This is a genomic window from Microbacterium sp. Soil_N32 (assembly GCF_057655505.1).
Genome location: NZ_JBDGME010000019.1, coordinates 408,367 through 424,598, shown reverse-complemented (window position 1 = coordinate 424,598; position 16,232 = coordinate 408,367). Strand labels below are relative to the sequence as shown.

Sequence of the window (16,232 nt, the reverse complement as noted above, 5' to 3'; positions counted from 1 at the left end):
CGGTCCAGTCTAACCTGCGATCACCGCCAGTCGAGGACCTCCCGCACCATCTGCTGCGAGGCCGGGGCGCCGTCGTTCGGGATGCCGCGCATGGTCTCGTGCGACAGCATCGCCGCCTCCGCTCCGGCGGCGGCCGTGATGCGATCGATCGCGGCGGAGACCCGCGGTCCGGCCGCGGACGCGTACGACGGGTCGCCGCGTCGCGACGCGTGCGGGAACACGACGAGCTCGGCGACCCCGCGCGACACCGTGCGCGCCGAGACGACGACGAGAGTCGGCGGGATGCTGGGCTGCAGGAAGCGCGGCAGCGGGAAGGGGAGATCGTCGGTCACCAGTCCCTGCCACCAGCCGCGGCGGGAGCGCTCCTCGTTGCCGATCTCGAGGGCGACCGCCGTCCACTCGGAGCCGCGCTCGGCGAGGCGCGCGGCATAGCGGTCGTCGCGCACGTCGAAGCCCTCCGCCACGAGGAAGTCCGTCGCGATGCGTACCAGCCGATCCGGCGTCGACGCCACCACCCAGCGCGCTCCGCGCAGGAAGTTCACGCCCCGCAGGCGGGAGGTGCGGGCATCCCTGCCCCTCCCCTGCGGGTGCTCCGGAACCGTCACCCGGTCAGCTCGCCTCGGCGAACACGTCGTCTGTGACGTCGTCGATCTTCGACGACCGGATCGGGTGCCCGCTCGTCGACAGGCAGCGGCCGGTTTTCAGATCCCACTTCCAGTCGTGCATGCTGCACGTGAGGATGCCGTCGCCGTCGACCGAACCCGTGCGCGTGAGGTCGGCGCGCAGGTGCGGGCAACGACGCTGCACCGTCCAACCGCCGATCTCCGCGTCCTCGGTCTGGTCGGTCTGCTCCTGGTACCAGTTCTCGACGTACTCGATGCGGTCGACAGACAGGCACTTGAGGAAGGTGGTGAGGAACTCGTTGAACTTGCCGCTGCGGCCGACGTGGAACTGCATCGACAGGAAGATCGAGTTCGACCAGTCGATCTCGTGGTCGCGGATGTTCGTCGACACGAGGTCGGCCGGGATCGTGTACCAGTAGACGCACTCCTCGCCGGCGTACTCGCGCACCTTGGCCCGCGGGAAGTCGACGACCATGTCGAGGTCGCCGATGCGGAAGCGCACGTTGCCGCCCACCCCGAGCCGGATGGTCCGCGACTTCTTCAGCAGCGGCTCCCACCACTCCTTCAGCGCGGCGAGGATCTGGTCGGCGGGCAGCGCCTCCGCACGGGACGCCTCCTCGTCGCGGATCTCCTGCTGTCGGCTGGCGCGCTGCTCCTCGAGGTAGTCCCACTTCTCGTCGAAGATGTGGGCGATCTCGGCGTCCGAGTAGAGGGTCTGGGCGGTGGTGACCTCGCCGCCCTCGACCGTGACCACGGTGCCCGGGATGAAGAGCTGCCCTTCGTACTGCGGGGCGAGTTCCTTCATGTGGGCGAGGAACTGCTTCTGGTCGGTGAAGATCGATTCGCCGTTGCGCCCGGTGCCGTTGAAGTCGAAGAGCTCGTCGCGCAGGAACATCGGCGGGCCGGCCATCGGGAAGACGTGCGGGGCGTCGACCTTCTCGATGTAGTACATCGCGCGCTTGTTCTGCGCCTCGCGCTTGAGCTGCGCGAAGTTCTGCTTGGCGTCCATCGGGAGGTCGTAGACCATCGGCCACCAGATCGCGCCCGACACCTGGGTGAAGTAGGCGTCCGGCTTACCGAAGTGCAGCAGCTTCTCGAGGTCGAGGGGGTGCGAGTCGTTCTGGTTCAGCACCGAGCCCGTGCCGTCGTCGACGCTGAGCGAGGAGTCGCCGATCGGACCGTCGCTGGGGGCTCGCAGGGGCGTGATCATGATCTTCAGGTCGCCGCGTTCGATGATCTCGCCCGCGGGGGCGTACGTGATGTTCGTGTAGCCGAGCGCGCGGATGTCCTGTTCGAGGTCGTCGATCGGATACTCCGGAAGGAGCACCTCGATGTCCTTGCGGATGTACCGCTCGAGCAGGGCGGGGTCGAAGTGGTCGCGGTGACGATGCGAGATGTAGAGGAAGTCCGCTTCGCGCCCGAAGCGCTCCCAGTCGAGCGCGCGGTTGTCGGGGAACGGGAACCACGAGCCGAAGAACGAGGGCCCGAGGACGGGGTCGCAGATGATGTTCCCGCCGAGCGTCTCGATGAACATCCCGGCGTGGCCGAGTCCCGTGATCCGCATTCCGTCTCCTCCTGGTGCATCGTCCCGGCGACCGTTCGCGGACGCCCGTCTGGACCGCACCGATTCTACCCGCGGCACGCTGACCGTCGGCGGAGACCGGCCGTGCATATCCATGCGGCGCCGATTCCGCGGGAGGCCCGTCGGCGGGCGGCAGGCCCGAGGCTCAGCCGAGCAGGGCCTGGATGTCGTCGGCGGTGAGCGACTGGGCGAACAAGGCCTCGTCGTCCATCACCGCCGAGAACAGGCGTGCCTTGCGTCGCTGCAGCTCGACGACCTTCTCCTCGATGGTTCCGGTGGCGACCAACCGGTAGACGAACACCTGCGCGGTCTGCCCGATGCGATGCGCGCGGTCGACGGCCTGCGCCTCCGCCGCCGGGTTCCACCATGGGTCCAGCAGGAACACGTAGTCCGCCTCGGTCAGCGTGAGGCCGAACCCGCCCGCCTTGAGGCTGATCAGGAAGACCGGCCGGTCGCCCTCGCGGAAGCCGTCGACGACGGCCTGCCGCCGGGAGGTCGATCCGTCGAGACGGGAGTACGGGATACCCGCGGCGCTCAGGCGCTCCGCCGCCAGGTCGAGGAACGACGTGAACTGGCTGAACACCAGTGCCCGATGCCCTTCCTGCTGCAGCTCGACGACGCGCTCGAGCAGCACGTCGAGCTTCCGCGAGCCGATGCGCGCGTGAGCGGGGTCGATCAGCGCGGGCGACAGTGCGAGCATACGCAGGAGGGTCAGAGAACGGAAGACGATGAACCGGTGCCGATCGAGTTCCGGGAGCAGCCCGAGGATCTTCTGCCGCTCGCGCTGGAGCACCGTCTCGTAGAGTTCGCGGTGCGCCGAACCCAGTTCGACGTCGAGGATCTGCTCCTGCCGCGTCGGGAGCTCGTCGGCGACGAGTTCCTTCGTGCGACGCAGGACCAGCGGGCGCATGCGCCGGCGCAGCTGCGCGAGGCGCCGCGCCCGATACTCCCCGCCTTCCGCGTTCTCGGGGACCTTCCCCTGCTCGATCGGCAGAATGTAGCGCTCCCGGAAGGCACGCGCCGACGGGAAGAGCCCGGGCGCGGTCAGCGAGAGCAGCGCCCACAGCTCGGACAGCCCGTTCTCGAGCGGAGTGCCGGTGACCGCATAGACCGCGCGGGCCGGAATTCCGGCGATCGCCCGGTGCAGCTTCGTCGCCGGATTCTTCACGAACTGCGCTTCGTCGAGCACGAGCGCGGCCCACTCGACCCCGGTGAACACCGATTCGTCGAGGCGCGCGACCGCGTAGGTGGTCACCACGACGTCCGCATCGAGGGGCGCAGCCAATCCCGAGGCCCGGGTGGCGTCTCGCAGTTGCACCCGCAGCCCCGGGGCGAAGCGCGCCGCCTCCGCACGCCAGCCGCCGACGACCGAGGTGGGCGCGATCACGAGGAAGGGGCGCTGCTCCCCCGCCTCCCGCGCACGCAGGATCAGAGCGAGGATCTGCAGGGTCTTGCCCAGTCCCATATCGTCGGCGAGGATGCCGCCGAGGCCGTGCGACCACAGGAACGCCAGCCAGTCGAGGCCCTGCTGCTGATACGGACGCAGCTCGGCGCGCAGCCCGGCCGGCGGAGGCACGGAGGGGACGGTGGCCGCGTCGCGCAGTCCCTCGGCGAGCTCGCGCCACGCCAGCGCGGGGAGCGCCTGGTCGGCGAGGTCTTCGAAGTCCTCCCAGAGGGCGACCTGCGAGCGGTGCAGACGCGGGCCCGTCTCCCACTCGTCGAGCTGCGCGGCCTCATCGAGCAGCTCGCGCAGACGGTCGAGAGCGGGGTGCTGCAGCGAGAAGTGGGTGCCGTCGACGAGCAGGAGCTTCTTGCGCCCGGTGACGAGTGCCGTGAACAACGGCTCGAACGGGATCACTCGTCCGTCGATGCGGACCAGGACCCCGAGGTCGAACCAGTCGGAGTCGGGGGTCTCCATCGTCGACACGGTCAGCTCCGGCTCTCCGGTGAGCTCGGTGTACGTCTTCCGCCGTCCTGTCGTCTCGACGCGGACGCCCTCGGCCTCCAGACGTGGCACGACGTGCGTGGCGAACTCCGCGGCCTCGATCTCGTGGAAGGCCCCGCGTGCCGTGAAGGCGCTTGCCACGGCCTGCTGCCAGACGGACTCGACGAGCACCAGCACCTCGTTCTCGGCATCCGGGTCGCGAAAGCCCGCGCCGTCCGGCTCGATGGGCGTCCGGCCGAAACCCGCGTAGTCCCACCCGAACGAGTACTCGATGGTGTCGCCGCGGCGGAACGAGAGCGAGAGCACGGCGCGCGGGCGCGGCAGCGGCGGGAGGGCGACGGCCCCCTGGGTACGCAGTGCCACCCCGCGCGCCAGTCGCGGATAGGCCTCGCGGAGGAAGTCCTCTTCGTCGTGGCGCGGGATGTCCACCGCGGCACCGAGCGCCAGGAGCGACTGCCCGGCCTCGCCCGCCGTCGTCTCGGCCAGGACGACGTGCAGTCGATCGCCGGTCTGCGCGACCGCGTAGAGCCCGCTGCGTCCGATCGGCCGCAGCAGCGCTCCGGTCAGCGTCGGGTCGTCAGGGGCCCCACTGATCTCGGGTCGGACGGTCAGGTCGCCGGCGTCGGTACGACGGATGACCGCGCCCACCGCGATCCGGTCGCGCAGTTCGACGGTGACCTTCTTCTGCGTCGGCACCAGGGGGATGCCGAGGGCGGCCGCGGTGTGCAGGTGCGTCCAGAGCAGCGGCGACTCCAGATGATCGAGCAGCAGCCAATCGCCCGCGGTGCCGGACAGCAGCGAATCTCGAGCGATGCTGAGCAGGTCGGCGAACCACCGGGTTCGGCGGCGCCCGTAGCGCGCCGGAGAGCGCCGTACGGCATCCCAGGTGGCCGCCCCCTGCACCCAGTCGCCGGATGCCGCGCTGCGTTCGAGCGGGCGGATGCCCAGGAGCACCTCGCCGCCGCCGCGGGCGACGTCGCGTGGCGTCGCCGACCGCGCCGGTCGAGACCCCCAGGGATTCGCATGTCGGGCATCGCGATAGCGCACCTCGACCCCGAGGGCCAGCGGCATGGCGTCGCCCTCGTCGTCGGAGCCGACCAGCGCTCGCCAATCCGTCGTCTGGCGGCGCGGGACGTCAGCGGAGGTCATGCCCGCCATCCTCTCCGGTACCACCGACACCGGCACCGGGTCGGCAACGGGTCAGACCGCGCGCGCCACCCGGGCCAGCACACCGTGCACGAAGGCACCGGAGTCGTCGGTCGAGAACTCCTTCGCCAGCTCGACGGCCTCATCAATCGCGACCGCGGTCGGGACCTCGTCGTTGTAGACGATCTCCCAGGCGCCGATGCGCAGCAGCGCACGGTCCACCGCGGGCATGCGATCGAGCTTCCAATCGCGGCTGTGCGTCGTGATGTGCTCGTCGATCTCGTCGCGGTGGTCGATGATGCCGTCGACGATCTCTCGCGCGTACAGCCACGACGCCTCGCGTGCGGGCTCGCTCGCCGCGCGCTTCGCCTCGGCGGCGAGGGCGACCTGCACCTCGTCGCCGCGCACGTCGGCGGAGAACAGGATGTCGAGTGCGCGCTTGCGCGCCTTCGTCCGGGCGCTCACGCCTTACTTCTCGCGACCGAGGTACTCACCCGTGCGGGTGTCGACCTTGACCTTGGTGCCGGTCTCGAGGAACAGCGGGACCTGGATCTCGTAACCGGTCTCGAGCGTGGCGGGCTTGGTGCCGGCCGACGAGCGGTCGCCCTGCAGACCCGGCTCGGTGTAGGTCACCTCGAGGATGACGGATGCCGGCAGGTCGATGTAGAGGGGGTTGCCGTTGTTGAGCGCGATCGTGACCTGCTGGTTCTCCAGCAGGAAGTTCTTCGCGTCGCCGACGGTGGCCGCGCCGACCGTGATCTGGTCGTAGTCGACGGCATCCATGAACACGAAGCCGTCACCATCGGTGTAGAGGTAGGTGAAGTCGCGGCGGTCGACGTTCTCGATCTCGATCTTCGCGCCCGCGTTGTAGGTGCGGTCGACGACCTTGCCCGACACGACGTTCTTCAGCTTGGTGCGGACGAACGCCCCGCCCTTGCCCGGCTTGACGTGCTGGAACTCGATGACGCTCCAGAGCTGTCCGTCGATGCTGAGGACGACGCCGTTCTTGATGTCTGCGGTAGATGCCATGCGCGGGAGGTTTCCGTTCCTGTGGGGTTTCGCGGCCGTCGTCGCCCTGCGGGGGCGGAGCCGACAGTCGATTCTAAGGGATGAGCGCTGTGAGCCGCCGCACGGCCTCGGCGTAGCCGTCGATGCCCCGCCCGATCACGCGCACGGCGGCGACGTCCTCGAGGTAGGAGTGGTGGCGGAACTCCTCGCGCGCGTGCACGTCCGAGATGTGCACCTCGGCGAAGGGAAGGCCGACGCCGGTGAGTGCGTCGCGCAGCGAGACAGACGTGTGGGTGAGGCCGCCCGGATTGATCACGATCCCGACGCAGTCGCCGCGCGCCTCGTGGATCGCGTCGATGAGCACGCCCTCGTGGTTGCTCTGGATGGCTCGAAGCCCGTAGCCGGCGTCCAGCGCTGCGGCCGCGGCGAGGCGCTCGACATCCGCCAGGGTCGCCGTGCCGTAGACGTCGGGCTCGCGCGTGCCGAGGAGGTTCAGATTCGGTCCGTTGACGAGCAGAAGACGCGCGCTCACTCCCCCACCTCCTGGTACGCGGCGAAGAGCAGCGACTCGTCGGGGGCCTGCAGCACCGTGGGCTTCGCGATGTCGTCGAGCAGGATGAAGCGCAGCATCCCGCCGCGCGCCTTCTTGTCGCGCTGCATGGTCGCGAGCAGCTGCGGCCATGCGCCCGCGCGATACGAGGTCGGCAGCCCGAGCGATTCGAGCACCGTGCGGTGGCGCACCGCCGCCTCGTCCGGGAGACGGCCGGCGAGACGAGACAGTTCGGCGGCGAAGAGCATGCCCACCGAGATCGCCGCCCCGTGGCGCCAGCGATAGCGCTCGGCGTGCTCGATCGCGTGCCCGAGCGTGTGCCCGTAGTTGAGGATCTCGCGCTGCCCCGCCTCGCGGAAGTCCTCCGACACGACGGCCGCCTTCATCCCGACGGCGAGCTCGACGGCGCGCCGGAACTCCTCGGTCGTCGGGTCGACGGCGCGGGACGGGTCTGCCTCGACGATGTCGAGGATCTCGGGCGCCCAGATGAATCCGGCCTTGACGACCTCGGCGAAACCCGCGGTCGCCTCGTTCGGGCTGAGGCTGGCGAGCTCGTCGAGGTCGCCGACGACCGCTCGCGGTGCCCAGAAGGCGCCCACGAGGTTCTTCCCCTCGGCCGTGTTGACGCCGGTCTTGCCGCCGATGGACGCGTCGACGAGTCCGAGCACCGTGGTCGGCACCTGCACGACCTGGATACCGCGCAGCCAGGTCGCCGCCACGAAGCCCGCGAGATCGGTCACCGCGCCACCGCCGTAGCCCACCACCGCGTCGGTGCGGGTGAAGTCGGCCTGCCCCATGACCTGCCAGCAGAAGGCGGCCACCTCGATGCGCTTGCCCTGCTCGGCATCCGGGATCTCGGCGAGCAGCACCTCTCGCGGCCCGTTCGCCCCGTCGGAGAGCAGTCGGTCGCGCAGTTCCGCGGCGCGTGCCGCGAGCGTGGGCGGGTGCACCACGAGGATCTTCCGTACGCCGGGTTCGAGTGCGGCGGAGACTCGGTCGAGGATGCCGCGCCCGATGCTGACGTCGTAGGGCTGTGCGCCCGTGACGGGAATGGTGGTCGTACTCATGCCAGTGTCCTCCTCCAGGTCGCGATCTCGTCCGCGATCCTCTGCATCGGTCGTCGTGAGGTGTCGAACGTCGCCGTGGCGACCTCCTCGTACCACGGGCGGCGGGCGTCGAAGATGCTCGTCCAGCGCGCCACGGGGTCGTCATCCGCCAAAAGCGGGCGGTTCGTGCCGCGGATGCGATCCGCGACGGCCTCCGCGCTCACCGTGAGGAAGACCACCGCGTGGTCGCGCAGCAGGTCGCGGGTGCCGGCATCGGTCACCGCTCCCCCGCCGAGCGACACCACGCCGCCGTCCGCGAGCGCCGCGGCGACGGCATCGCGCTCCCATTCGCGGAAACGCTCCTCGCCGTGCTCGGCGAAGATCACCGGAATCGGGCCGTGCGCCGCGACGATCCGCTTGTCGGTGTCGATGAACGGCACGCCGAGTCGTCGGGCCACGCGTCGGCCGACGCTGGTCTTGCCCGCGCCCATCGGGCCGACGAGCACGATGTCGAGCTGGTCAGCCTCGGTCGTCATGGGCGAGGAGCGCCGCCTCCGACGCGGGTGCGGTGCGCAGCTCGTCGGGGATGCCCTGCAGGTAGCCCTCGAGGTTGCGGCGCGTCTCGCGGATGCTGTCTCCGCCGAACTTCTCGAGCACCGCGCGGGCGAGCTCGATCGCGACCATGGCCTCGGCCACGACGCCCGCGGCCGGGACGGCGCAGACGTCGGAGCGCTGGTGGTGCGCGGTGGCGGTGTCGCCGGTGGCGACGTCGATCGTGCGCAGAGCGTGCGGAACGGTCGCGATCGGCTTCATCCCCGCACGTACCCGCAGGACGGTGCCGGTGGACATGCCGCCCTCGAGACCGCCGGCGCGGTCGGAGCCGCGGGTGATGCCGTCGGCCGCCGCGAACAGCTCGTCGTGAGCGGCGGAGCCGCGGCGGCGCGTGGTCTCGAAGCCGTCGCCGACTTCGACGCCCTTGATCGCCTGGATGCTCATGAGCGCCTGCGCGAGGCGGGCGTCGAGGCGGCGGTCGTAGTGCACGTGCGATCCGAGTCCCGGGGGCAGGCCGTACGCGAGCACCTCGACGATGCCGCCGAGCGTGTCGCCGTCCTTCTTGGCGTCGTCGACCTCGGCGACCATCAGTGCGGAGGTGGCCGCATCGAAGCAGCGGAGCGGATCGGCGTCGAGAGCGTCGACATCGTCCGGCGTCGGGAGCGCCGCGCCGGCGGGCACCTGCACCGGGCCGATGGACAGCGTGTGGCTGACCAGACGGATGCCGAGTTCGCCGAGGAACGACCGTGCGACCGCACCGAGGGCCACGCGGGCCGCCGTCTCGCGCGCACTCGCGCGCTCGAGGATCGGTCGCGCCTCGTCGAAGTCGTACTTCTGCATGCCGACCAGGTCGGCGTGGCCGGGGCGCGGGCGGGTGAGGGGCGCGCCGCGTCCGCGGGACTTCTCCGTGAGTTCGATCGGCTCCGGGCTCATCACCTCGGTCCATTTCGGCCACTCCGTGTTGCCGATGCGCAGCGCGACGGGACTGCCCAGGGTAAGACCGTGGCGGACGCCGCCCGAGATCGACAGCTCGTCCTGCTCGAACTTCATCCGCGAACCGCGGCCGTATCCCAACTTGCGGCGCTGCAGGTCGGCCTGGATCGCCTCGGCGGCGACGGGCACGCCCGACGGCAGACCCTCGATGATGGCGATGAGTTCGGGGCCGTGCGATTCGCCGGCGGTGAGCACGCGGAGCATTGCTCTAGTCTCCCATGCGTCGGACGGGTGATTTCACGACGCGTCGGCGAGAGCCGCCCGCATCACAGCGAGCACCGCCGGCTCGTTCGGCAGAGCATCCGTCGGCGTGCCGTGATGGAAGATGCGGATCTGGCGGACCGCCTGGTGCAGCAGCATCCCGAGCCCCGAGACGGCCGTGCCCTGCCATGCACAGGCGAGAGACGAGGGCCACGGCGCATAAGCCGCGTCGAAGAGCGCCCCGCCGGCCGCACTCAGCCGTTCGACCGCGTCCTCCGGCAGCGCCGTTCCGCTCGGCAGAGTCGCGACGGTGAGGTCGACGTCGGTGGACGCGTCGTCGAACGCCGCCACGGACACCCCGACACCCAGCCGCTCGCCGAGAGCGATCAACGGGACACCGCGTTCGGGGCGGCGGGCACGTACCTCGACCGCGCGAGCCCCGGATTCGGCGGTCGCGACGAGGGCGGATGCCGCGGTCGCGCCCGCACCGAGGATGCGCACCCGCGGGGCGCCCGAGAGGCCGTGCTCGGCGAGGGCGTCGATGATGCCGCCCACGTCCGTGTTGAACCCGCGGATGCCGTCGCCCAGCAGTACCGTGTTCACGGCGCCCGTGAGCGCGGCGTGCATATCGCGGGCTGCCGTCGCGCGGAAGGCGACCTCCTTGAGCGGCATCGTCAGCGAGAGGCCCCGCCACTCCGCGTCGAGGGCCGAGAGGGCGTCGACGAACGACACGTCGTCGACGCGGCGGCGCTCGTACCGCCAGTCGAGCCCGAGCACGTCGTATGCCGCTGCATGCAGCGCGGGCGACTTCGAGTGCGCGATCGGATCGCCCCACACCGCGAGGCGGGTGCGTGCCACCTCAGCAGCCGCCATCGGGGTTGGCGCGGCACCACTCGCGCCACTTCTCGATGCCGGCCTGATGCTCCTCGTACGTCTCGGAGAACTGCGTCTCGCCGGTCGAGAGATCGATCGTGACGAAGTACAGCCACGGTCCGTCCGCGGGGTTCATCGCGGCCGCGATCGCCGCCTCGCTGGGGCTGGCGATCGGCGTGACCGGCAGTCCGGTGTGCACGTAGGTGTTCCACGGGTTGTCGTCCGCCAGCGCCTCGGCCGAGCTGGACACGACGCCCTCGTGCAGCGAGCCGTAGCCGTACTGCGCCGTCGAGTCCATCTGCAGCTTCATGTCGATCGCCAGGCGGTTCTCGATCACCCGAGCGACCTTGTCGAAGTCGGACGTGCGGCCCTCGCGCTGCACGATCGATGCGACCGTGAGCACCCGCTCCGCCTGATCGTCGGGGACGCCCGCCGCCGCCAGCGACTCGCGAGTGCGATCGACCATGCGCTGGATCACCTGTGCAGCGGTGACCTCCGGGTCGAAGGTGTACACCGCCGGGAACAGCCAGCCCTCCAGGCTCTGCGCCGTGACACCGTACGCCGCGGGATCCGCCACGGCGGCCTCGAAGTCCGCGAGCGGGAGGCCGAGAGTCTCCGCCATCGCCGGGAGCGACGACGCGATCGTGGCGCCCTCCCCCATCGAGACGGTGTTCTCCATGCGGTTCGCCTCGTCGGACAGCGCCTCCAGCGCGGCCTCCGCCGTCATCTTCTTCTGGAGCTTGTACACACCCGGATAGAAGATCGGGTTCAATCCTTCGTCGATGAGGTAGTCGTAGAACACGTCCTCGGTGCGGGTGACGCCCGCCTCGTACAGCGCAGTCGACACGGGCTTGCCGGTGTCTCCGTCGGCGATGGTCACCGTCACCTCGCCGGTGGCGAGCCCGGGCTCCCAGTCCGCGGGCTCCCCCGTCCCGAGCAGCTCCGAGATGCGGTCGCCGTACGTGTTCATCGCCCAGACGCCGGCGGCCGCGATGGCGCCGAAGATGGCGAGCACGACGATCAGGGCGACGAGGCAGCCGCGCCGCCGCTTCGGGCGGGTCCGACTCGTACCGTGGTCGTCGGCGGAGGCGAACAGATCGTCGAGTCCCCCGTCGCGAGCGTCGGCGGGGTTCGGGGCATCCTCCACCGCTGTCGACATCTTCCGCGACGACGAGCGCACTTCCGCGGGGGGCGCGTCGACGAGAGACGGATCCGGCCGCCGCGCCGCGGCGACGGGATCGGCCGCCGCGATCGGCGCCGCATCCGACGTCGGGAGTCCCTCGGCCGCGGCGGGAGTGGGGGAATCGGGGGCCGCAGGTCGCGGGTCGGTGTCGTCGCCTCCGCGTGCCGCGCGACGCGCCGCCGCCTCCCGCGCCGCCCGACGGGACCCGGGCGCGGGGGTGTCGTCCTCGACGGTCGGGTGCTGCGGAGTGGGGTCCGGCAAGTTGGCGAAGAGATCGCCGAGGCGCTCGTCGGGGCCCTGGGCCGGGGATGCGCCATCGCGTTCGGACATGCTCAGGAAGACTCCTCGTTCGGCGGGACAGCGGCACCGGCCGGGTTTCCGGTGCTCTTCTCCACGTCGATCGCCTGCTGCAGAAGCACCACGGCGGCGACCTGATCCACAATGCTACGAGAATTCTTCTGGTTTCTGCCCGAAGATCGCAGAGCGGCGTGCGCCGAGACCGTGCTCAGCCGCTCGTCGACGAGGCGAACCGGCACCGCCGTCCGGGCGCTCACGGCGGCTGCGAAGTCGCGGGCGTCCTGCGTCGACGGGGTGTCGGTGCCCTGCATGTTCACCGGCAGACCCACCGCGATCTCGATCGGCTCGTACTCCGATACGAGCTGGGCGATGCGCTCGACCGAGTCGTCGTTCCTCGGCACCGTCTCGACCGGAACAGCCAGCATGCCGTCCGGGTCGCACCGAGCGACGCCCACACGGGCGCGCCCGACGTCGATGCCGAGACGCACCCCGCGGCGGAACCCGCTCACGCGCCGCGCAGCTCCTGTGCGATGGCGTCGAGCGCCGCGGGCAGCGCCGCAGCATCCGCGCCGCCGCCCTGTGCGACGTCGTCACGACCGCCACCGCCTCCGCCGAGGATTCCCGCGGCACGCTTCGCCAGAACCCCGGCCTTCGCACCCTCACCGCGCGCAGCGTCGTTCGTGGCGACCACGACGACCGGACGACCGCCCACCTCGGCACCGAGCGCGACGACGGCCGCTTCCGAGCCGAGGCGATCGCGAACGCCGATCACCAGGTCGCGCAGATCGTCGGCGGAGGCGAGAGCCCCGAGCGACTGGGTGGCGACGCGGTACGCGCCGATGCGCTGCGCGGCGTCGGCGATGGCCGGCACCTGTCCGGCGCGCTCCTTCGCCTCGAACTGCGCGATCCGCTTCTCCGCGGCCTTGAGGCTCGCAGCGAGGTCGGCGATGCGTTCGGGAAGCTGCTCGCGCGGGGTCTTCAGCGACGAGGTCAGCTGCGAGACGATCGCGCGCTCCGCCGCCAGCTCGCGGAACGCGTCCGCACCGACGAGAGCCTCGATGCGGCGGTTCGACGATCCCACCGACGACTCGCCCACAACGCTGACGAGTCCGATCTCGGCGCTCGATCCCACGTGCGTCCCCGCGCACAGCTCGCGCGACCAGGGGCCTCCGATGTCGACCATGCGCACGACGTCGCCGTACTTCTCGCCGAACAGGGCCATGGCGCCGGCTTCCTTGGCCTCGTCGAGGGACACGATGCGGGTGGTCACCTCGAGGGCGTCCTGCACCGCGCGGTTCGTGATCTCCTCGATCTCCGAACGGGTGTCGGTCGACAGCGCCTGCGACCACGAGAAGTCGAAGCGCATGTAGCCGGCTCGGTTCAGCGAGCCCGCCTGGGTCGCGGTCGGGCCGAGCGTGTCACGAAGGGCGGCGTGCACGAGGTGCGTAGCGGAGTGCGCCTGCCGTGCCGCGCGGCGGTTCTTCGCATCGACGACCGTGGTGGCCGCATCGTCGACGGCGACCGTGCCCCGCACCACCTCGACGGTGTGGCTGATCAGTCCGGGCACCGGACGCTGCACATCGATGACCTCGAGCTCGTAGCCCGGGCCCACGATCGTGCCCTTGTCGGCGACCTGTCCGCCCGACTCGGCGTAGAGCGTGGTCTCCGACAGAACGATCTCGGCGATCTGGCCCTCCGCCGCGCTCTGCACGGCCTGGCCGTCGACGAGCAGCCCGAGCACGCGGGACTCGACCTCGAGCTCGGTGTAGCCGTCGAAGCGGGTCTCGCCGAGGGCGCGGAGGTCCCGATAGACCGAGACGTCGGCGAGCTGACGCTTGCGGTTGCGCGCATCGGCCTTGGCGCGATCGCGCTGCTCGCGCATGAGCGTGTCGAAGGCGGCGCGGTCGACCTGCAGCCCGGCCTCCTCCGCCACCTCGAGGGTCAGATCGATCGGGAAGCCGTAGGTGTCGTGCAGGAGGAAGGCCTCGGAACCGCTGAGCGCGGGCTTGCCCTCCTTCTTCGTCTCGTCGAGCGCGAGGTCGAGGATCGTCGACCCCTGGGCGAGCGTGCGGCGGAAGGTCTCCTCCTCGGCGAAGGCGGCCGCGGAGAGCGTCGACCAGTCGCGCTCGAGCTCCGGATAGGAGTGCTTCATGGCGTCGCGCGACGTCGTGAAGAGCTCGGGGAAGACCGGCTCGTCGACGCCGAGCAGACGCATCGCCCGCACGGTGCGTCGCATGAGGCGGCGCAGGATGTATCCGCGCCCCTCGTTCGACGGGCGGACGCCGTCGGAGAGCAGCATGAGCGAGGAGCGCACGTGGTCGGCGATCACGCGGAAGCGCACGTCGTCGTCGTGCTCCTTGCCGTACGGGCGTCCCGACAGCTCGACGGCACGGTCGAGCACCGGACGCACCTGGTCGATCTCGTACATGTTCTCGACGCCCTGCTTGAGGAAGGCGACGCGTTCCAGACCCATGCCGGTGTCGATGTTCTTCTGCGGCAGCTCGCCGACGATGTCGAACTCGGTCTTGCCGCGCACGTTCTCGATGAAGTCCTGCATGAACACGAGGTTCCAGATCTCCAGGAATCGCGAGTCGTCGGCGGCAGGACCGCCGTCCTTGCCGTAGGCCGGTCCGCGGTCGAAGAAGATCTCCGAGTCGGGACCGCCCGGACCGGGCTGCCCGGTGTTCCAGTAGTTGTCGGCACGGCCCAGACGCTGGATGCGTTCCGGCTTCAGGCCGATCACGTCGCGCCAGATCGCCTCGGCCTCGTCGTCGGTCTCGTAGACGGTGACCCAGAGGTCCTTCTCGTCGAACGCGAAACCGCCGTCGGCCTCGGAGCTGGTGAGCAGCTCCCACGCGTAGCGGATCGCCCCCTCCTTGAAGTAGTCGCCGAAGGACCAGTTGCCGAGCATCTGGAAGAAGGTCCCGTGGCGCGCGGTCTTGCCGACCTCTTCGATGTCGTTCGTGCGGATGCACTTCTGCACGTCGGCGATGCGCGGATGCGGCGACGGGACGACCCCGGTCAGGTACGGGATGAACGGCACCATGCCTGCCACGGTGAAGAGCAGCGACGGGTCCTCGCTGACCAGCGAAGCGGAGGGGACGATGACGTGGTCGTTCTTCTCGAAGAAGTCGAGGTAGCGCTGCGCGATGTCCGCGGATTTCATGTGTGGCGGGTGTCCTTGGTCGGAGGGGTGGGGGTGCGGATGCGCGCGATCAGCTGTCGGCCGGCTCGGTGAGCCGCGCCTCCTGGGCGCGATAGGCGTCACCGATGAGGGCTGTGAACCCGTTGATCCGGGCGTCGACCTCGGCGAGCATGTCGTGCCCGCGCGGGTCCTTGTTCATGAAGTGCGCGGCCACGAAGCCGCCGATCACACCGATCAGGAACCACAGCATGCTCTTCATCAACGTCATCCTTGCCTGGGGGCCGCGAGGGCGCGGCGTCTCCATCGTATGCGGAAACGACGAGAGGCGTCGGGGTGACCCCGACGCCTCTCGTTGCGGACGCCGACCAGCGGCGCCCAGGGGGCTCAGCGAGCCGCGTAGTACTCGACGACGAGCTGCACTTCGCAGGTCACGGGGACCTCGGCGCGCTTCGGACGACGGACCAGGCGGGCCTGGAGCTTGTCGAGCTCGACCTCGAGGTAGCCCGGAACGGGAGGCAGGACCTCGGCGTGACCGCCGGCGGCTGCGACCTGGAAGGGCTCGGTGCCCTCGCTCTTGGCCTTGACGTGGATGAGCTGGCCCGGCTTCACGCGGAACGACGGGCGGTCGACGAGCTGGCCGTCGACGAGGATGTGACGGTGCACGACCAGCTGGCGCGCCTGCGCCGTGGTGCGGGCGAAACCGGCGCGCAGCACGAGCGCGTCGAGACGCATCTCGAGCAGCTCGACGAGGTTCTCACCGGTCAGGCCGTCCTGACGACGAGCCTCGTTGAAGGTGTTGCGCATCTGCTTCTCGCGGATGCCGTACTGCTCGCGCAGACGCTGCTTCTCACGCAGACGGACGGCGTAGTCGCTGTCGGCCTTGCGCTTGGTGCGGCCGTGCTCGCCGGGAGCGTAGGGACGCTTCTCCAGGTAGCGGGCGGCCTTCGGGGTGAGCGGGATGCCGAGGGCACGGCTGAGGCGGACCTTGCGGCGGTCCTGGGACTTCGTGGTCACGAAGCTGTCCTTCCGATGACGTGGTCGCGTCTCTCGCGACTCACGGACGTATCTCCGCGCTCTGCCTCGGGGCG

15 protein-coding genes are annotated in these 16,232 nt (G+C 70.3%); all 15 read right to left on the bottom strand.

Going from position 1 to position 16,232, the window contains the following annotated elements; genetic code table 11:
- Positions 1-20: 20 nt before the first annotated feature.
- Positions 21-542: a hypothetical protein gene (locus AC3A3J_RS10160; protein ID WP_487672160.1), complete on the bottom strand. Its 522-nt coding sequence runs from the start codon at positions 540-542 to the stop codon at positions 21-23.
- A 67-nt stretch (positions 543-609) separates the two neighbouring features.
- The gene (locus tag AC3A3J_RS10155; RefSeq protein WP_487672159.1) at positions 610-2,187 is read right to left on the bottom strand and encodes a Rieske 2Fe-2S domain-containing protein; all 1,578 of its coding nucleotides are present in this window, start codon (positions 2,185-2,187) and stop codon (positions 610-612) included.
- A 163-nt stretch (positions 2,188-2,350) separates the two neighbouring features.
- Positions 2,351-5,299 (bottom strand): DEAD/DEAH box helicase, encoded by a 2,949-nt coding sequence (locus tag AC3A3J_RS10150; RefSeq protein ID WP_487672158.1) that lies wholly within the window; start codon positions 5,297-5,299, stop codon positions 2,351-2,353.
- A 51-nt stretch (positions 5,300-5,350) separates the two neighbouring features.
- Positions 5,351-5,761 (bottom strand): transcription antitermination factor NusB, encoded by a 411-nt coding sequence (nusB, locus tag AC3A3J_RS10145; protein WP_314647483.1) that lies wholly within the window; start codon positions 5,759-5,761, stop codon positions 5,351-5,353.
- Between the two features lie 3 nt (positions 5,762-5,764).
- Positions 5,765-6,325 carry an elongation factor P gene (efp, locus tag AC3A3J_RS10140; protein ID WP_487672157.1) on the bottom strand — a complete coding sequence of 187 codons (561 nt, stop codon included), beginning with the start codon at positions 6,323-6,325 and terminating at the stop codon, positions 5,765-5,767.
- A 73-nt stretch (positions 6,326-6,398) separates the two neighbouring features.
- Complete coding sequence (locus AC3A3J_RS10135) at positions 6,399-6,836, bottom strand: type II 3-dehydroquinate dehydratase (protein ID WP_487672156.1); 438 nt, start codon at positions 6,834-6,836, stop codon at positions 6,399-6,401.
- Complete coding sequence (gene aroB / locus AC3A3J_RS10130; protein ID WP_487672155.1) at positions 6,833-7,921, bottom strand: 3-dehydroquinate synthase; 1,089 nt, start codon at positions 7,919-7,921, stop codon at positions 6,833-6,835. Before aroB ends, AC3A3J_RS10135 begins: the two co-directional genes overlap by 4 nt.
- Positions 7,918-8,436 carry a shikimate kinase gene (locus AC3A3J_RS10125; protein ID WP_487672154.1) on the bottom strand — a complete coding sequence of 173 codons (519 nt, stop codon included), beginning with the start codon at positions 8,434-8,436 and terminating at the stop codon, positions 7,918-7,920. The genes aroB and AC3A3J_RS10125 overlap by 4 nt, the downstream gene beginning before the upstream one ends.
- A complete protein-coding gene (aroC, locus tag AC3A3J_RS10120) occupies positions 8,420-9,649 on the bottom strand; it encodes a chorismate synthase (protein WP_487672153.1) in 1,230 nt (409 codons plus the stop codon). Before aroC ends, AC3A3J_RS10125 begins: the two co-directional genes overlap by 17 nt.
- A gap of 33 nt (positions 9,650-9,682) precedes the next feature.
- The gene (locus AC3A3J_RS10115; RefSeq protein ID WP_487672152.1) at positions 9,683-10,504 is read right to left on the bottom strand and encodes a shikimate dehydrogenase family protein; all 822 of its coding nucleotides are present in this window, start codon (positions 10,502-10,504) and stop codon (positions 9,683-9,685) included.
- A 1-nt stretch (position 10,505) separates the two neighbouring features.
- A complete protein-coding gene (gene mltG / locus AC3A3J_RS10110) occupies positions 10,506-12,032 on the bottom strand; it encodes an endolytic transglycosylase MltG (RefSeq protein WP_487672151.1) in 1,527 nt (508 codons plus the stop codon).
- Between the two features lie 2 nt (positions 12,033-12,034).
- The gene (gene ruvX / locus AC3A3J_RS10105; RefSeq protein ID WP_487672150.1) at positions 12,035-12,508 is read right to left on the bottom strand and encodes a Holliday junction resolvase RuvX; all 474 of its coding nucleotides are present in this window, start codon (positions 12,506-12,508) and stop codon (positions 12,035-12,037) included.
- Entirely contained in the window at positions 12,505-15,165 is a 2,661-nt protein-coding gene (alaS, locus tag AC3A3J_RS10100) for an alanine--tRNA ligase (protein ID WP_487672149.1), read from the bottom strand. Before alaS ends, ruvX begins: the two co-directional genes overlap by 4 nt.
- Before the next feature lie 49 nt (positions 15,166-15,214).
- A complete protein-coding gene (locus AC3A3J_RS10095) occupies positions 15,215-15,403 on the bottom strand; it encodes a hypothetical protein (protein WP_487672148.1) in 189 nt (62 codons plus the stop codon).
- A gap of 125 nt (positions 15,404-15,528) precedes the next feature.
- Positions 15,529-16,158: a 30S ribosomal protein S4 gene (rpsD, locus tag AC3A3J_RS10090; protein ID WP_314647515.1), complete on the bottom strand. Its 630-nt coding sequence runs from the start codon at positions 16,156-16,158 to the stop codon at positions 15,529-15,531.
- Positions 16,159-16,232: the final 74 nt, after the last annotated feature.

What these genes read in the sequence shown, in the direction of transcription:
- AC3A3J_RS10155 (WP_487672159.1), bottom strand. Translation starts at nt 2,187, where the DNA reads ATGCGGATCACGGGACTCGGCCACGCCGGGATGTTCATCGAGACGCTC.
- AC3A3J_RS10150 (WP_487672158.1), bottom strand. Translation starts at nt 5,299, where the DNA reads ATGACCTCCGCTGACGTCCCGCGCCGCCAGACGACGGATTGGCGAGCG.
- efp (WP_487672157.1), bottom strand. Translation starts at nt 6,325, where the DNA reads ATGGCATCTACCGCAGACATCAAGAACGGCGTCGTCCTCAGCATCGAC.
- aroB (WP_487672155.1), bottom strand. Translation starts at nt 7,921, where the DNA reads ATGAGTACGACCACCATTCCCGTCACGGGCGCACAGCCCTACGACGTC.
- AC3A3J_RS10125 (WP_487672154.1), bottom strand. Translation starts at nt 8,436, where the DNA reads ATGACGACCGAGGCTGACCAGCTCGACATCGTGCTCGTCGGCCCGATG.
- aroC (WP_487672153.1), bottom strand. Translation starts at nt 9,649, where the DNA reads ATGCTCCGCGTGCTCACCGCCGGCGAATCGCACGGCCCCGAACTCATC.
- mltG (WP_487672151.1), bottom strand. Translation starts at nt 12,032, where the DNA reads ATGTCCGAACGCGATGGCGCATCCCCGGCCCAGGGCCCCGACGAGCGC.
- alaS (WP_487672149.1), bottom strand. Translation starts at nt 15,165, where the DNA reads ATGAAATCCGCGGACATCGCGCAGCGCTACCTCGACTTCTTCGAGAAG.
- AC3A3J_RS10095 (WP_487672148.1), bottom strand. Translation starts at nt 15,403, where the DNA reads ATGAAGAGCATGCTGTGGTTCCTGATCGGTGTGATCGGCGGCTTCGTG.